Origin of the sequence: Streptococcus sp. 210928-DFI.4.42 (assembly GCF_020554365.1) — a bacterium.
GTDB classification, from domain to species: Bacteria; Bacillota; Bacilli; order Lactobacillales; family Streptococcaceae; genus Streptococcus; species Streptococcus parasanguinis_S.
Map to the genome: position 1 here is coordinate 19,842 of NZ_JAJCHF010000006.1, position 16,843 is coordinate 36,684.

The following is a 16,843-nucleotide window of genomic DNA, read 5'->3' on the forward strand; positions in this document are numbered from 1 at the left end:
TATCACTTATCCACAAAAATGTGGATAACTTTCACCTTTTGCTCCCTCAAAAGAGGAAGTGTCATCAGCACCAGGACTTGTTTTCATCCATTTACAAGGAAGTTTCCCACAGCCTGTGGATAACTCTCTTGCTTGTTTGTGACTTTCTCGTCACTTTCCTCACAAATCAAGGAGCCAGGATTTGATCCTGCCCCCTTTGATCAAGCATTATTTAAATTCGTCTGGTGTCCCTTTATATTGAGCCCAGTCTTTACTGAAGAAGCGATCATTTAGATGGTAAGTTGGTGCTTTTTCAGCCTTTGTGACAAAGGGATTGACCGCTTTATCAAAGGCTAGCCAACCATTCCATCCCATATGAATCGTATCTTCCATAAAGTAGGGCTGATCACCATCTTTAGAAAAGTCTGCAATATTGGTGAATCCTTGACTTTCCAATTGGTAACGAATCTTTTGAACAGCCTGTTCATATTTTTCTTGGCTCAAGCCTGTGTATTTCATCCATTTGGCATTAACTGGAGGAATGACAAAGATGACATTGGTCCGAGATTTAGCAAACTGGTCTAGAACCAATTGCAAGTCATTGTACTCAGGAGATTGAACATAGGATTCGTTTTTTTGGAAACCTTTAAGTTTCTTCAACTTCATTTTTAAACGAGTATTGTAAAAATGATTACTGATCCCAAGGTCGTTGTTATTGGTTTTGACTTTTGCTTCAGCCGTTGCAATTTCTTCCAATTTCTCATATGAGAATTGATCTGGTAAATCTTGTAGACGTTTTTTGACCTTCTTATCGTAATTCCCGTTTGTACGCGTTGCAAGATTACTAAATAAAGCATCTTCGCGTTGGACAAGGTGGGAAACAAGCTGGTTCAAAGACTGATCAAATCTGGAAATTTTCTTTCCTTGAGAAATTTTCGTTACAACACTTTGAAAGGCGACATTTGGATACTGTTGTAACAGACGCTTTGCAGCATACTGGGATGCAGCATCCTGTTGGTGATTGGCAATAAAGCTATTCAACTGATCGCTATTAAAAAATTGTTGAAAGGCAGAGGAATCATAGCCCTTCTTGGTGAACCATTGCGGAGAAACTACATAAACAGCTGTATTGTCCTTGAGTTCTGGCAAAATCTGTTGCATTCCAAAATACTGGTTCAAAGAAGCCGCACCACGTTCTCCTAAAAAGTAGGGTCTGTAATTGCGGTCATATTTTTCAGCCAAAACCGCTGGATGCACCACATCAAAGCGCAACCACTCACTGGAGCCGAAATAAGGGACAAAGCGATGCTGTGGATCAGAGAGTGCTTCTTGTTTCTTTGTACGACTCTTGAATCCTTCTGCATTCAGACTTACCGCAGCTTTTTTCTCTTCGGTATAGTTGTGCTTATGATTGATTGGATAAAAGAATAATAAAGCTGTTACCATGAGGAGCGCGCAAAATACGGGCCCTAAAATCAGCCACAAACGCTTAAGCATTCTGAAGCTCCGTTACACCTTCTACGATCTTGTTAGCAGTATTCCAATCATCGCGTCCAAATTCAGATACAGGAACACGGATGCCAAAGCGATTTTCCAGTTCCACAATCAATTCGACTGTCCCCATACTATCAAGGACACCCGCATCAAAGAGATCCTCATCCATCATGTCTGAGACATCTTCCATAAACAATTCGTCAATAATTTCAATTACTTGAGATTTTACATCCATTTTTCTATTCTCCTTTTATTTCAATTTTGGAAACCATTGTTGATCCAAGAATCCTGAGAAAATCAGGAAGGACAGCATCACTGTGTTAAAGGTGATAAAGATCCCTAAAGCTTTGGTCCAACGATTGTCCGGTATAGGATCCAATCCTTTTGCTTTTCTTTCTTTATTGATGGTCTTTTTCTTACGAATCCAAGCATCATTGATGACCAGTCCAAGCCCATGGAAGAGCCCATAAGCGATGTAGTACCAAGTCACCCCGTGCCAGAAGCCCATGACCAACATATTGATAATGTAGGCAACATTTGAGGTGGTAATCCGGCTCTTGAATACTTTATTGCGCATCAATACCATCACGAGACGCATAAAGACAAAATCACGGAACCAGAAAGATAAACTCATATGCCAACGATTCCAGAATTCCTTTAAGTCACGTGATTTAAAGGGACGATCAAAGTTGATTGGACTTTTAATTCCCATCAGATTGGAAGCTGCTAAAGCAAACATCGAATAGCCCGCAAAGTCAAAGAAGAGGTCAAAGCCATAAACATACATGACTCCCAGCGTTCCGATATTGAAGAATCCACCTTGAGACAAGGCATAGGTCTGCACATGACCTAACAATAAGTGGCCAAAAATATGAGCTAGGATAAATTTATAAAGGAAGCCATACATGATATACTTAACAGCTTGCTCCAACATATCCAATAATTCTTCACGCTCAGGAATGGCTTTATAATCCTCATTAAAACGCTTGAAACGATCAATCGGCCCACTTGAGAAGGTCGGCATAAAGAGCATAAAGCGTAAGAATTCCCAAAGTGTGAATTCTTTCAAGACACCATCTCGCATTTCGATGATCATTCCGACAGCTCGGAAGGTTAAATACGAAATCCCTAAAAATCCAAACAAGGATTGGTGCCCATTCTTGATTGCTGGCTCTACCTTAACAAAGATCAGGGGCAAGACAGACAAGAAGGAATGAAGATAGAAAATCCACTTATTGTCCGCTTTTTGACGATAGATCTTGTAGGAATACACAATCAAGATTTGCCAGACTACGTAAAAGAGCAGGGCATAAATTTGCTTGAGATTCGAACCTGTCAGCATCAAAATGATAAAGATCAGACTCACCAGTCCTTCATATACCGGAAATCTCTTTTTGAAAAAGAGAGCCACAAAGATCGGCAAAAAAGCTAGAATGAGGTAGATAAAATAGATCGGTGTTCCATAGTGTTCTAAATGAGGGAGCTGTTTCAAAAACTCGATCATCGGTTGTTAACCTCGCTAATCAACCCTTTGATGTCGATTTTCCCGTTTGGTGTTAATGGCAAGCTGTCACGGTAAAGGAATTTTGAAGGCATCATATAAGACATCATAATATTTTCTAAATCTTCTTTAATGGCTTTCGTGATATCAATTTCGCGCTCAAATTGTTCTTTGACGCCCTCTTTTAAGATGACATAGGCCAAGAGATTTTGGACCTTGTGATCCTTATTATAACGCGGTACTGCGACTGCTGAATCAATATACTTCGATTTGTTCAAGTTTTGAGAGACATCCTCTAGCTCGATCCGATAACCGTTAAATTTGATTTGGAAGTCCATCCGACCACCATAGAGAAGAAGGCCTTCATCCGTCATGGTTCCGACATCTCCCGTATGATAGGCTGGAAGACCTTCAAATTCGAAGAAGGCTTCTGCTGTTTTCTCTGGATTATTCATATAACCTTTTGAAACAGCTGGGCCAGATACGATGATCTCACCTTGCTCACCATTCGGCAATTTGTTACCTGCCTCATCAATGATGAAGGTTGGAGAATCTTCTTTGGTGTAACCAATTGGCAGACGTTTCAAAGTAGCTAACATCTCATCTGTTACGGCTACAGCCGAAAGAGCTACAGTTGCTTCCGTTGGGCCGTAGGCATTGATGATGCGCGCATTTGGGAAACGCTCGCGCAATTTTTGTGCAGTTTTAACGGTCAATTCTTCCCCATCAAAGTAGAAATGGGTGATCCCTGGCATCTTTTCAGCATTGAAATCTTCAGACAACATGGCCATATCTGCAAAAGATGGTGTCGAAGTCCAGATAGCAATTGGAAGAGAAAAGATCGTCGCAAAGAGTTGTTTGAAGTCTTGAGTGATGGCTGATGGAAGAGCAAAAAGGGTTCCTCCAAGAGCTAAGGTCGGTGCCCAGTACATGACAGACAAGTCAAAAGAATAGGGCGGTTGCGCCAACATTTGCGGACGCTCTGGCGTTGCAAATTCCTTGTCCGTAATCATCCAGTTGGTAAAGCTGAGCAAGTTATCGTGCGAAATTTGCACCCCTTTTGGTTTCCCGGTTGTCCCTGAGGTAAAGATGATGTAGTAGTTATCATCCCCTTTGACTGGATGTTGTAAGTCATAGGCATGCTGAGCTGCATAAGCTTCACGCACTTGCTCCAAGGACATGATTGGAGCAGCTGGGTTTTCCAATGGAAATTCATTGATGGCAATAATCAAGCTTGGCTCTGCTACTTCAACAATGGCAGACACGCGCTCCAAGGCAGAGTGGCTATCAATTGGGATATAGGCATGGCCAGACTTTGTCAAGGCCACAAAGGTTGCTAACATTTCATATTCTTGGCCACCAAAGACCACTACAGGTGACTTTTCAGGAAGGCCCATTTGGTCGATGTGGGCAGCCAAGCTATCTGAATCAGCCTTCAATTGGCCATAGGTATGTTCCTCACCAAGGACATTGTAGACCGGATAGTCTGGTTGTAGTTGCGCATAACGTTCAATTGTCTCGATCATATCAGTAATTGGTTGGTTTGACACGGTTAGGAGTCTCCTTTTCTAAAATTCGTTGTAGATAAAGCCACCCTGACCTTGACCAAGGTAACTAAAGAAATAAAGTAGGGCTAGAAAAATGGCGAAATACAAGACCGTCTGCCCGATAAATTTATAAAGTGTTTTATGTTTCATAAGTTTCACTCTTCATTTTGATTGTTATTCACTATTTTACCATTTTTTATACCAAGTAAGCAATTTTAAACATAGTGAGAATGTCGTAGAAAACGTTATCATTTCAGATCATTCAAGCCGTTTAACGAAAGCATTTTTCTTTAATCAGTTTTCTGGTTGAAATCCTATTCTATTTCACAGTCCCCTGATGAATCAACTCCAGACACTTGTCCAGATCCACATCTCTCTCGAAATGGCTAGGTGTCCAAGAAATCTCTATATCGGGTAGAACACCCTGATCCGTCATTCCTTCCCCTTGATCCACGCTTAAACAGCGAGAAGTGGGAAACATTAAACAAAAATTATCATAATCAACCGTACAACAATTAGAGTAGTCTAGAATTCCGAGAGTTGGTCGACCCACCACCGTTACCTTCTTAAACTGCTTCATCATCTGTACAAAGTTATCCCCAGATGAAGCACAATAAATATCTGATAAGATAAAGATCTGTTCAGGATAGTGGCCACCTCTAACCTCTGGGAAGAATTCCTCGCTTTCTTGCTGATACGGTACATAGCCTTGTCCCCAATGGTGGATCAAATTCTCTTTCATATCTTCAAGTAGCTTATCTGTTTCGGGACTAATTTCTTCCTGTTGCATCCAGTCCTCAAAGTCTTTCAAACGCAGGTCAACATTGCGCTCTGTGTAGAGAATTTCCATGCCATCATCATCCCAGTCAAGCGAATCATAGCCCTGATCCTTCTCTAAGCCTAGATGTAACAGAGGAAGATATAGAGAATCCGTCCCTCCACTGTTACGTCGAACATCAATGATAAGAAACTTGACTTCCGTCATCATCGGTAAACACTCTTGATATACCCGACTAATGGCTCCTTCATCCATAAAGTTATCCAGACGAAGATAAAGAATCTCATCGTCTAATCTTTTCCAAAAAATCTGATCTTGGATCGGTTCTCGACTAGGGACTACTTCAATGGTCTTTTCTATCCCTTCTCGAAGCAGGGTGACACTCGTTGACTGAGAGACCAAATCCGCCCATTCTCGGTAGTGTCTTTCAGGGGTCTTACTGATAAAATAGTCTTTATGAAGAGAAGCTATCTGATCCAAGTCACTTCCATCCAAACCTAGGATCTGATCTCCTACTTGAAGACCCGTATCTTCATTAGCTTCCTCAACATACAGTTTCTGTCCGTTTATTCTCAAAAGAAACCCTTTTGGACTGGCCTTTTTATCTCGAAAGGAAACATGCCCGATCACCCCAAAACTAGCTAGGTAAGTCTTAACTTGATAGAGAAAGGCATCATCTGTCATATCATCTGTAATGTTTTCTCGAAAAGGCTCTAGATCGCATCCTTTTCGATCCTTGATGGTAGATGAATCATGGGTCATAATAGAGACGACATCTTCAAAAATAGCAGTCTTTTTCATAAGGGATTCCTTCAATTTTTTAGAAACAGTATACCACTTTTTCTTAAAAAGTTCTTAAAATCCTAAAAAACTATCCTAAAGTAGGATAGCCGTTATAGATTCTTTCTTTTCTTCGCTTTCTTTGTCAGAGCGACATCACAATTTTCAATCTTGCTAATCAATAGATTGGCAAGAGCAAAATCATCGATATTCGATTTTATATTCACCTCATAGTTCAAGGTCAGTTGTTCTCCAGCTTGGACCGTTGTGACAGAAATAAAGTCAATTTCTGAACAACTTTGGTCTAACAACTGACTAATTTGTTCTGCAACAGCATCTTGTTTTGAGACTGTAATAGTCAAATGGCGGCGCCGTTGATGGTCTGCCTTACTCTGTTTGTTCTCTAATACCAGCCACACCCCTAGTAAAGAGAGAGTTGATAAAATGGCCAATAAAAGATAGCCCGAACCTGCAGCCAATCCTATAATCATAGCTAAGAAAATGGCAATCAACTCTCTCGAACCACTCGTAGCCGAACGAAAACGGATCAAACTAAAGGTCCCTGCCACTGCAATCGAGGTTCCCAAACTTCCATTGACCAAAAAGATCACTAAGGTCATCATACAAGGAAGCAAGGTCAAACTAATGACAAACTCTCGAGTGTAAAGTGTTCGGTATTTATAGGTCCAAGATAGGGCCAGCCCTAGAAAGAGGCTGACCAAAAGGGCCAGCAGTAAGCGCAAGGGATCCACCGCTGCTGTGGCATTATTAAAAATAGAATCAAATAGATTAGACATAGGCAGCACCTACCGTTTCTTGAACTGGTCTTGGGGCATAATCCAAGCCTTGTGATTTATGATAAGCACAGCTATATTTTGAAAATTTCTGTTTCACCAAACCATACTTCTCTAAAATATCCTTTAGCCATTTAGGTTCTTGGCCAGGAGCCTTAATTTCCATGATCACGAAGTCATCCTCTAGTAGAGGTTCTCCTTTCTTCCCACCAAAAAGGCTAACAGCCTGGTCTCGAAAGACTAAGTTTTGATCGATTGTCACGCGAATCTTCTGATAAGGATAACCCTGAATGGATTTCTTTTCTTTGAGAGACAAACGATCATAATAAATGAACATCCGTGGTTCCAATCGATGACCATAACGTTTGCGCAATCTCTGAATCTCTTGCACTAAGTCTGGATCTTGTATCTGATGATCTACTGTCCCATCTGTCATCAAGTTGATAATGGCTTGCGAAGTAGCGACTAGGCGGAATTTATGGCCAATTCCTTCTTCATCTTTTGACTTCACCTCTAGAAACACTGGGCTGTCTGCTTGAGGTTTTTCTATATAAGTCCGCATCCGAATTTTTTCACGGCGGTGTTGTTTTGCAAGAGCATCTTGAATGACATCAAAATTTTCCGTATCAAAATAAATGTTTGAAATGGTTGAGGTTGGGTAATCATCTTCTACGACGTATTCTTTTAAGTCTTTGATCAAGTCCTTCACGTCATCTTTTGCGACGATATATTTTGTTTCGATTCGTTTGAAACTTGTCTCAATTGTTTTTTTCATGTTTCTTCTCCTTTAAGAGGGATCTATTGTTTCTAACCTTCAGTAAGTATGAATACGACTTACGTGCTTTCTAGTTTAATGGGACTTTCTTAACTGGTCATTAAGCCAAACTTAAAGAAAACTAAAGTTAAGGTTCCTTTCAGAAAAACTTTAGGAAACTTTCAGCTAGCAACTTTAGACTAGGAGCATATCAATTGAACGAGAGGAAAAGCTCATGAAATCAAACAAATGGAAATTTTTATTAACGGGGGCCGCAACCCTCACCTTACTGACAGCTTGCACCCAGGCGTCATCACAATCAGCTACAAAAAGCAATACTGCACAAACTACCGCTACTTCTACTTCAAAAAATAAAACAAACAATTCCAACTATTTTACAGATAAGGACAAGGACAGCTCTTACGATGAAAGCAAAGCCTCTACTGTAAAACTGTCTGGATCTTCTGCAAGTGTATCAGGTGACGGCGTAGCTGTATCTGGATCCACCGTGACCATCTCAAAGGCTGGAACCTATGTCATCTCTGGTGAATCCGATGGGGTTCAAATCAAGGTCGAAGCAGGTGACTCAGATGATGTTCACATCGTCCTGAAAGGCGTTACCATGACCAACACCAACGCGCCAATTTCTGCTACGAAAACAGGTCATGTCTACCTCACTCTAGCAGACGGCACGACCAATACCTTGTCTGATTCAAGTTCAAACAATGATGAAGACGCCGATGCAGTGATCTTCTCTAAAGGCGACCTCACCATCAATGGTTCAGGTACGCTCAACATTGACGCTAAGAAGAATAACGGGATCAAGGCCAATGACACTCTCCATATCACAGGTGGAACCTATAAGATCACGGCTGTAGGAGATGCCTTCAACGTCAATGATGAACTCAATATCACTGGCACGACCATGACCATCGATGCAGATGAAGATGCAGTCAAGGTGGATAATGATGAAGATACTTCGGTCGGAACCATGTATCTTTCAGATAACAAAATGACCATCACTGCAGGAGATGACGGAATCCATGATTCTGGTGATCTGATCATCGATAGCGGAACCTATGAGGTAACAGAGTCTGTCGAAGGTCTCGAAGGAAAATCGATCACCATCAACAGTGGAGATATCACCATCTATGCAACCGATGACGGTGTCAATGCAGCCAATGCTAATGCTAACCAAGATGAAATTTTCTTCACTATGAATGGTGGAACCCTCAACGTTGAAGTTGGCCAAGGCGATACTGATCCAATTGATTCGAATGGAAATATCACTGTTACCGGAGGAACCATTAAATTAACGGGACAATCTGGATTCGACTTTGATGGTACTGCTACCTACACTGGCGGAGACATCTATATCAACGGTGAAAAACAAACGGAAATTGTCAACTCCATGCCTGGAGGCGGTGGGGCTCCAGGCGGTAGCGGACCTCAAGGCGGCGGTCATTAATAATAACAAATAAAGGCAGGATTTCTTCCTGACCTTTTTTTGTTGCCTTTTTTATGATAGAATAGAAAATCAATTAGCTTATCGAAAGGAACATGATGAAAAAACAGACACTCCCTCTTTTGTTCACACTCTTGCTGTCTCTTCTTTTTCTATCAGCCTGTGTGCCGGACCTTAAGATCAACTTTAAAAAAGTACCCACTGCTACCAGCTCAAAAAAGAAAACCTTTAAAAAAAGTAGCTCGAGTCATTCTAGCCTCCCGAGTCGCTCAACCAGTTCAAATAGCTCAAGCAACTCCTCTAGCTCTCCCTCAACTACTACGGAAACCACTTCTGACATCGTCACAACCGAAGGACTCCCTAGAAATGCTCAAGAAGCACCCAAAGATAAAATTTATGCAACAGGGAACTTAAAAGTAGCCTACTCTAGAAATGACGATAAAATTTTTGCACAGACGCCGGATTATGAAGGATATACCACTGCCCTTGTCCAAAAGATCCTTGGGAATCCAGAGAAACAAATAACAGACCCTGCTTATATTGCTGAATCTTTTGAAAATACCGAATTAGAAAATATTAAAGGGCTCTACCACGAGGGGAAAATCACAGGGGAACAAGCTCACGCCTTTTTGATGGGAGCTGTTGATCTCAAACAAGCTTCTAAATCCGGAGTAGACTATACCATTTACACCTATAAAAACAACACCATCCAACTGGTCTTTGAAAACGACCAACTTCTCTATATTACTCCAAATCCTGATGTCGTCTTCTTTAAATAATAAACATTCTCGCTTAAACAAGCGAGAATTTTTGTTTCACATGAAACAAAAAACTCCCAACACATTCTGTTGGGAGTTCCTGAAGATTAGTCCTCTTCATATTTTTTTGGATTATAGAACCACATTCCGAGTCCTGCAAAAAGGACAATAGTCATCAGAAGGAAGGCCACTTGATTTCCAATTTCTCCTGTCATCGAAATCGTTTGACGAAGACCAGAAACGGTATAACTCATTGGCAAGAATGGATGAATGGCTTGGAAAAAGCCATTTGTCAAAGCAAGAGGATAGGTTCCTGCACTAGAAGCCAATTGCAAGAGCAAGAGGATCAAGGAAAGGAAAGCACCGATCTTTCTTTGCCATGTTGTCAAAGCAGTCACGATAGACATGAAGGCCACACTACCAATCACACAAAGGAAGAGAGTAGCCATCTCATGATTAGCTGATAAACCAATCAAGTGAACGGCACCATAGACCAAGACTCCTGCAATCACCGCAATCGTTCCGTTGACCTCAAAGCGAGATTTAAACCATGCCCAGCGACTTTCAGGGTGGCGACCGGATGGCAATTTTGCAAAGATCATATTGGTTGACAAGGCACAAACAAAGAGTGCTACTGAGATCATATAAGGAGCCATCCCAACACCATTCACAGGAACATTATCATGGTCTGTTTTAGAGGTCGTGACAGGATCTGCTAAGGTTTTAGCGTTCTCTTTTTCAGTTGTAGCCACATTCAATTGTCCCTTAGCATCGTTTAAACCTTGACTCAAGGTTTGGCTTCCTGTTGCTAATTCACCTAAACCATTTGTCAATGTTTGGCCACCTGCTGCTAATTTGCTGGACCCATCTGAGATTTGATTTGCACCGTCGGCTAGTTTATCAGCCCCAGTCACCAATTGACCTGATTTTTCTGTCAACTGATTGACACCAGTGACAAGTTTATTGACACCACCTGCCAACTCTGGAGTCTTGCTGTTCAATTGCCCTACACCTTCAGCTAATTTTCCAGCACCGGCAACCAATTCACCCGACTTACCTGTTAATTGGGTCGCTCCTGAAGCCAGTTGATTCATACCTGATGTCAAGGCAGGCATCTTCCCATTTAACTCACCTAGACCAGAAGCTAATTGATTGCTTCCTGCAAGTAATTCTGATGATTTACTATCTAGTTGACCAACACCTGCTGCTAACTGACTAGCCCCATTTGTTAAAGTACTGCTATTCGTCTGAAGTTGGGTTGCTCCATTAGCGATTTTATCGACACCAGCTGTATAAGCGCTGATCCCCTGACTGATGGTTTGACTAGCTGGCAACAATTGTCCACTAACTGCGGATTGGATCTTAGATAAGCCACTTGACAGGTCTGTCAAGGTAGAAGAAGCTGTCGGTAAAACTTGATTGGCTGCCGTTTGCAGTTGTGTCAAGCTATTTCCTGTATTCAAACTACCTTGGATCGTTTGAATCGTAGTCAAGATTCCTTGAGCCGCCGTTTCACTCGAGCTTGGGCTCGATGAGATCGCTGCATTGATTTCCGCTTGTTGGTCAGCTGTCATTGCTTGATAGGCTGCTGTCCCTTGAACACTTGCAAGGGCATTTGCACGATCCGCTTGGGCTGAAGCAAGGATTGATTGAGCTGAATTCGCAATACTCGTCAATCCAGACGAAAGTTGACTGGTATCTACTGTAGCATTTTGAATCGCTGCATTTAATTGGTTTAAACCAGCTGCCAATTGATCAATCTGAGCAGATTGACTTGTAGAAGCTTGTAGCTGGCTTGATAATGTTTGAATACCTGATTCTAATTGAGAAACCCCATTTCGAAGGGTAGCAGATTGACTACTTAATTGACCCGCTCCTTCTGATAAAGTAGCGACTCCATTTGTATAGGTTGCTAAACCATTTGAAAAGTTAGATAGGCCCGAATTCAATTGACGCACGCCATTGGTATAATTCCCAAGACCATCATTGAAGGTCCCCATACCGCTGGTTAATTGACCAACTCCTGAGGCCAACTGAGGGGTTTGACTCGCCATTTGATTGAGACCATTTCCTAATTGATCCACTCCGGTAGCGTAAGCCATCAAGCCTGTATTAAAAGTACCAAACCCATTATTTAATTGATTGACACCAGATACCAAGTTTGGAAGTTGACCAGCCATTTGATTGAGACCATTTCCTAATTGACCAACACCATCTGTATAGGCTGCTAGACCTGTACGAAGAGTGGTTGCACCATCTGAAAATGCTAAGCTTGAACGAGCCAATGTATTCAAATTAGTAGACAGTGTTTGACCACCATCTTCCAATTTACTTGCACCATCTGCTAATTTAGCACTTCCATCTGCCGCTGTCCCCATACCAGTTTTAAGCGATCCCATTTTAGAAAATAAAGCTGTTGTATAAGTATTGGTCACTTTTTCAGCCACTGACTGCTTCATTTTTGTCATCGCAGTGTCACTCATTTTTCCTGCGATAAAACTATGACCACTGGACGTTTGGTAATCAATGGTCATCTGTTCCGGATGATTGGTTAAGATGGAGCTAGCTTTTTTTGAAAGATCCTCAGGCAGGGTTACAATCATATAATAATCGCCATTTTTGAGACCATCTTTCGCAGCTTTCTCATCTACAAAATGAAAATCAAGTGAGTCATTGTCCTTCAAATTGGACACCATGTCTTTTCCAATTTCCATCTTTTGTCCATTATATGTAGCAGATTGATCCTTATTGACAACCGCTACAGGAAGATCCGAAACCTTTCCATATGGATCCCACATGGAAGATAGAAAAATAATATTATAAAGAGCTGGAATCAACGCAACTCCAATCATGACAATGATAAATGTTGGCTTTTTAAGAACAGCCTTCCATTCTTTCATCATATTTTTTGTCTCCTTTTTATACACAATGTCTAAATTTCTGATATAATAGATTATACAGTTTCTAGAAATTTTCACAAGTATAAAATATTATTTTTAGACACTGTGTATAATTTTGTGCAAAAAGGATTAACAGATGACTGAGAGCAATAAACGATTAAAAACAAAACGAAATATTGAGGAGGCGATGGTTCGACTACTCGAAAAGGAATCATTCGATCAAATCACAACGGTTGAACTAGCACAAGAATCCGGCATTAGTCGCTCTAGCTTTTATACCCACTATCGAGACAAGTATGACATGATCGAGCGCTACCAACAAGCACTCTTTCACAAGCTTGAATATATCTTTGACAAACACCAAGATGACAAGCGCCAAGCGATTACAGAAGTGTTCGAATTTCTAACCAAGGAGCCACTCTTTGCGGTTCTTCTGACAGAGAATGGAACCAAGGAGATCCAAACCTTTTTACGACATAAATTACAGATTCTTCTGGTTGATAGTCTGCAAGAGCGCTATAGTCATAAATCATTAACAGATATTGAAAGAGTCTACAGTTCTGTCTATCTGACCAATGCCTTCTTCGGAGTCTGTCAAATGTGGGTTTCTCGCGGAAAAAAAGAAAGCCCTCAACAAATGGCTGAATTTTTAATAAAAATGTTACGGTAACAGTCTCTCCTGATCTAGATAGATCAGGAGTTTTTTTATTAGCAGGTTTAGGTTTTAAGAAAACAAAAAACTGTCTCATTTAATGAAACAGTTTTAGAAAATTTGTAACTGAACAAAGCCAGAAATCAACCCTTTAAGACAAAACAAAAAGCCCACTGTTGTAGGCTTTCTGTAAGGTATATCTTAAAATTAAAGCATTTTGTTATCAGCACTTAAACATGTATAGTAATAATAAGGCAACCTAACTACCAAAAACATTGTATTTCAACAATCACTAACAAAGTGAGACATGCTGGGGTAACTTAAAGGGTAGTAAAAAGGGAACTAAATCTAATGAGTTCAACAGGCAAGAATTAAGCTCCAAAATTTTGGGGCTTTTTTAAAATCTTTGACTTTTTTTGACCTATACCCCCACCCCCCTTAAAAATTAACCCTTATATTTAGAAAATCGACCCCTCCCACCGGTTCCCAGAGACCGATTTTTTTCGATTTTTTTCGACCGGGGGGTATTATTTTTAGATTTTCAATTTTGTGTACATTCCCAAAAATGAGTAATTCTAATTTTTTGTCTCATTATTTTTGCATTTACTAGCCCTGTTCCCCCTTCTCAATTAGACATATCTTACATTCTGTCTAATTCGTTTATTCACCAAACCCCAAGCGTATCAAGAAACTACAAGATTTTAAAAAATGAATTGGCATTTTCCTCATTATGTCTAATTGGAAGAATTGAAAGATAAAAAGATAGGCCGAAGCCTATCCTCTACCTATTTTATCTTCTCAACTCATCAGCTTTACTTTGATAATCATTGAGACCTTGAGCCACTAATACAGTTTTTCCATTCTCCAGTATTACATCTCCAGCTTGGTATCCTTCGTTTAGGTATGGCTCCGAATAACTACCCTTTATCTCTTTTTGAATTTGTTCAAATCTTTTCTCCCGAATAGTTTTTAATGTTTCATGTCTTGCTTCGAGAGTTAACAACATGACTATTTTTTCAGCGTCATTTGCAACTCTTAACATCTGTTTAGTGGTGGGTTTCTTGTTTGGTGTTAACCCGATTGTCATTAGCTTCTGACCATATGATAGATTGTTTTTCTTATCCTTTACTCCAAGTGTCATTAACTTCTGACCATATGACTGATTTTTGTTATTCTTAATACTTTTCAGTTCATCAATATTCGCATCAATTTTATCTAAATTCTTTTTAATTACATTTTCCATAAACAAGTGTCGCCCTTGTTCTGGGACATGTTCGAGAATACTAGCAACCATTTCACGGGAAATTTTTTTCATGAACATTTGTTTATCTACAAAGCCATACTCTAGCGCACGATCACAAGAAAACCATGTTTCTTCTTCCATTAAATTTCTAATAGTTTCCATTGGTAAACCTGTCTTGTTTTGATAGGCCAAAGCGATACTATTGTTTACTACTTCTAGAGCTTCAATTTGTTTTTTATGCTCTTTAGTATTACCATACGTCCAAGCCATTGCGTTATGTATCATAAACAAACCTGTCGGGCTCATTTCTACAGTATCCCCAGCCATTGCAATCACACTGGCAATACTAGCACAAACCCCCACTATTTTTACAATTACTTGTCCTTTATGATCTTTCAATCGACTGTATATTTCGCTTCCTGTGAATACATCACCACCCCCAGAATTGATGATCACTTCTATAGGTTCAGAAGAAGGCGGTAATTCAATATCTTGTAAGGCCGTGTATTCCTTCCCCTCTTTCTTATATGCTTCAATACTATTATTGGGGATAATTGCCCCTTTGATCTCAATCTTATTCATTTGTAAAAGCTCCTAACATCTTTTTGAAAAAGCCTTCTTGCTTCCCTTGTGCTTTTAGTTCTTTTAAAGCTTGTTGCATTTTCATACCTTCGATATATGCAAGTTCTTCCGCTTCTTTACGTTTTTCATGGACACTTGCAAGCCATTCAACTTTTGAACTAAATCCGTTTTCTTTCCAGTAGTTTTCTACTTTAAAGTTTGTTAAATGTCTATTAAGTGTCTGTAAGCCTAATTCTTCAAACTCTTCCTCTGCATGACGTGTAAACGAAACTTCTTCACCAATTCTAATGAAATAGTTAAAATCACGATCTTTTAAAGGTGGGTAAGGTGTATATAATTCATCTACAAAATAATTTGTAAATTCTTTTTCTGTACACTCTGGGCAATTTGCGTATAAGTTAATTTTTGAAGGAAGAACTTTATTATCTCCAAATTCCCCAAGTGTTTCAGTAACTTCTTGAATTTTATTTAAAATTGGAGCAAATACTTTTTCTTGTTTATTGGCAAGTTTTACATTTACTTTTACCAGATCATTTAGATTTAAAGCAATTTCTTTTTTTAACTCACTTGCTTTATGGTCTTTCTCTTTACTAGTGAGATAATTATCAGAAAGAATTTTATTCATTTTATCAATGGACTTTGTTCGAAGTTCCCAATATTTTTTAATTGAATTACGAATTTCTTCAACAAGTTTAATAATATCTTTGCCCTCTGATAATGTACTTGCAATTTCTGGAATAAGTCCTAGTGTTAGGTAGTGATAATTATCACTATACCCTGTACCAAACCAGGTAGTTTCTTTATTAAATAAATTATAGTTTTGAACTAATTCAAAATAAATCTTTTTTGCTTCTTTAATTTCCATTTTTTCCTCTTTTCTTTAGATTGATATAAAAAAGAGACATGACAAAAAACGAATTATAAAAACCGTTTTATGTCATGCCTCTTGTTCTCAAGTCAGCAATTAAATTTTTGTTTGTTCTTTAGTCTCTATGAGTGTAACAACACCATTAGAGACCTTTAAATTCAGCTCCCCAAATTCGGGGATCTTTACACTTTTAATTATACCACGGTTCATAAAATAGATCCAACCGTCATTTAGTTTATCCATCATAACCCCTCCCATTCTTCATCGAAATCTAAATTTAGCCCTGTACGATATTCATCATAAAAGTTACAGATTCGATTTAGAATACTGCTTAAATCATTTACAGATACATATTTTAACGACAATCTAGTTAGACTACTGTCCTTCTCTACACATAGGAAGTCTACCTTTGCATTTACCCTAAAATGAGTACCCAGTAAATATCCTATAAGTGCCTCCGAGGCTATATGAGCCGTTTCTTCTGTTTTAAAATCATATGTAAAATTAAATTCCTTTACATTGTATTTTAGTTTTATTTTCATTTTCCACCTCCTTTTTTATCATTTTGGTTGTAAAAATTTTCCAACTGGTTGGAATTTATAAACTAGTTTTCCAACCGCCTTAAGCCTGTTATATCAACGTTTTTTAGATCTGGTTGGAAAAGTTGGATTTTTTTCACCGAAAGTTAAAATAATTTAATACAGTGTATTCAACAATAAGTAATATACTTTTTCTTATTAAATATTGT

At 39.4% G+C, this 16,843-nt stretch carries 16 protein-coding genes; 3 read left to right on the forward strand and 13 right to left on the reverse strand.

What is annotated here, in order from left to right; translation table 11 throughout:
• Positions 1-207: 207 nt before the first annotated feature.
• The 8 genes from dltD to LIZ08_RS03500 form a co-directional block, all read right to left on the reverse strand.
• Positions 208-1,476, reverse strand: coding sequence for a D-alanyl-lipoteichoic acid biosynthesis protein DltD (gene dltD / locus LIZ08_RS03465; RefSeq protein WP_227038281.1), 1,269 nt, complete (start codon positions 1,474-1,476; stop codon positions 208-210).
• On the reverse strand, positions 1,469-1,708 hold the full coding sequence (gene dltC, locus LIZ08_RS03470; protein ID WP_003002265.1) for a D-alanine--poly(phosphoribitol) ligase subunit DltC: 240 nt from the start codon (positions 1,706-1,708) through the stop codon (positions 1,469-1,471). Before dltC ends, dltD begins: the two co-directional genes overlap by 8 nt.
• Before the next feature lie 15 nt (positions 1,709-1,723).
• Complete coding sequence (gene dltB / locus LIZ08_RS03475) at positions 1,724-2,977, reverse strand: D-alanyl-lipoteichoic acid biosynthesis protein DltB (RefSeq protein WP_227038282.1); 1,254 nt, start codon at positions 2,975-2,977, stop codon at positions 1,724-1,726.
• Positions 2,974-4,524 (reverse strand): D-alanine--poly(phosphoribitol) ligase subunit DltA, encoded by a 1,551-nt coding sequence (gene dltA / locus LIZ08_RS03480; protein ID WP_195327038.1) that lies wholly within the window; start codon positions 4,522-4,524, stop codon positions 2,974-2,976. Before dltA ends, dltB begins: the two co-directional genes overlap by 4 nt.
• Positions 4,525-4,542: 18 nt before the next feature.
• Entirely contained in the window at positions 4,543-4,671 is a 129-nt protein-coding gene (locus tag LIZ08_RS03485; RefSeq protein ID WP_003002102.1) for a teichoic acid D-Ala incorporation-associated protein DltX, read from the reverse strand.
• Between the two features lie 169 nt (positions 4,672-4,840).
• Positions 4,841-6,100, reverse strand: a complete 1,260-nt coding sequence (locus LIZ08_RS03490) for a S41 family peptidase (RefSeq protein ID WP_227038283.1) — start codon at positions 6,098-6,100, stop codon at positions 4,841-4,843.
• Between the two features lie 92 nt (positions 6,101-6,192).
• The gene (locus LIZ08_RS03495) at positions 6,193-6,876 is read right to left on the reverse strand and encodes a DUF4956 domain-containing protein (protein ID WP_227038284.1); all 684 of its coding nucleotides are present in this window, start codon (positions 6,874-6,876) and stop codon (positions 6,193-6,195) included.
• Positions 6,869-7,648 carry a polyphosphate polymerase domain-containing protein gene (locus tag LIZ08_RS03500; protein WP_049492711.1) on the reverse strand — a complete coding sequence of 260 codons (780 nt, stop codon included), beginning with the start codon at positions 7,646-7,648 and terminating at the stop codon, positions 6,869-6,871. Before LIZ08_RS03500 ends, LIZ08_RS03495 begins: the two co-directional genes overlap by 8 nt.
• A 214-nt stretch (positions 7,649-7,862) precedes the next feature.
• On the opposite strand from LIZ08_RS03500, the gene LIZ08_RS03505 reads away from it, so the two are divergent.
• Together LIZ08_RS03505 and LIZ08_RS03510 are read left to right on the forward strand one after the other, a co-directional pair.
• Positions 7,863-9,095 (forward strand): carbohydrate-binding domain-containing protein, encoded by a 1,233-nt coding sequence (locus LIZ08_RS03505; protein ID WP_227038285.1) that lies wholly within the window; start codon positions 7,863-7,865, stop codon positions 9,093-9,095.
• Positions 9,096-9,187: 92 nt separating this feature from the next.
• Positions 9,188-9,871, forward strand: coding sequence for a DUF4947 domain-containing protein (locus tag LIZ08_RS03510; protein WP_227038286.1), 684 nt, complete (start codon positions 9,188-9,190; stop codon positions 9,869-9,871).
• 86 nt (positions 9,872-9,957) lie between these two features.
• Here the strand turns inward: LIZ08_RS03510 and LIZ08_RS03515 are convergent, their stop codons facing one another.
• Positions 9,958-12,753, reverse strand: coding sequence for a YhgE/Pip domain-containing protein (locus LIZ08_RS03515; RefSeq protein WP_227038287.1), 2,796 nt, complete (start codon positions 12,751-12,753; stop codon positions 9,958-9,960).
• 133 nt (positions 12,754-12,886) lie between these two features.
• Here LIZ08_RS03515 and LIZ08_RS03520 point away from each other — a divergent pair, with 133 nt between their 5' ends.
• Positions 12,887-13,420 carry a TetR/AcrR family transcriptional regulator gene (locus LIZ08_RS03520; protein WP_227038288.1) on the forward strand — a complete coding sequence of 178 codons (534 nt, stop codon included), beginning with the start codon at positions 12,887-12,889 and terminating at the stop codon, positions 13,418-13,420.
• A gap of 772 nt (positions 13,421-14,192) precedes the next feature.
• Here LIZ08_RS03520 and LIZ08_RS03525 read toward each other — a convergent pair.
• From LIZ08_RS03525 to LIZ08_RS03540, 4 genes are all read right to left on the reverse strand, one after another.
• Complete coding sequence (locus tag LIZ08_RS03525) at positions 14,193-15,227, reverse strand: head maturation protease, ClpP-related (protein ID WP_227038289.1); 1,035 nt, start codon at positions 15,225-15,227, stop codon at positions 14,193-14,195.
• On the reverse strand, positions 15,220-16,092 hold the full coding sequence (locus tag LIZ08_RS03530) for a hypothetical protein (RefSeq protein WP_227038290.1): 873 nt from the start codon (positions 16,090-16,092) through the stop codon (positions 15,220-15,222). Before LIZ08_RS03530 ends, LIZ08_RS03525 begins: the two co-directional genes overlap by 8 nt.
• Positions 16,093-16,191: 99 nt before the next feature.
• On the reverse strand, positions 16,192-16,341 hold the full coding sequence (locus LIZ08_RS03535; RefSeq protein ID WP_227038291.1) for a hypothetical protein: 150 nt from the start codon (positions 16,339-16,341) through the stop codon (positions 16,192-16,194).
• Positions 16,338-16,637 carry a hypothetical protein gene (locus LIZ08_RS03540; protein WP_227038292.1) on the reverse strand — a complete coding sequence of 100 codons (300 nt, stop codon included), beginning with the start codon at positions 16,635-16,637 and terminating at the stop codon, positions 16,338-16,340. Before LIZ08_RS03540 ends, LIZ08_RS03535 begins: the two co-directional genes overlap by 4 nt.
• Positions 16,638-16,843 lie beyond the last annotated feature (206 nt).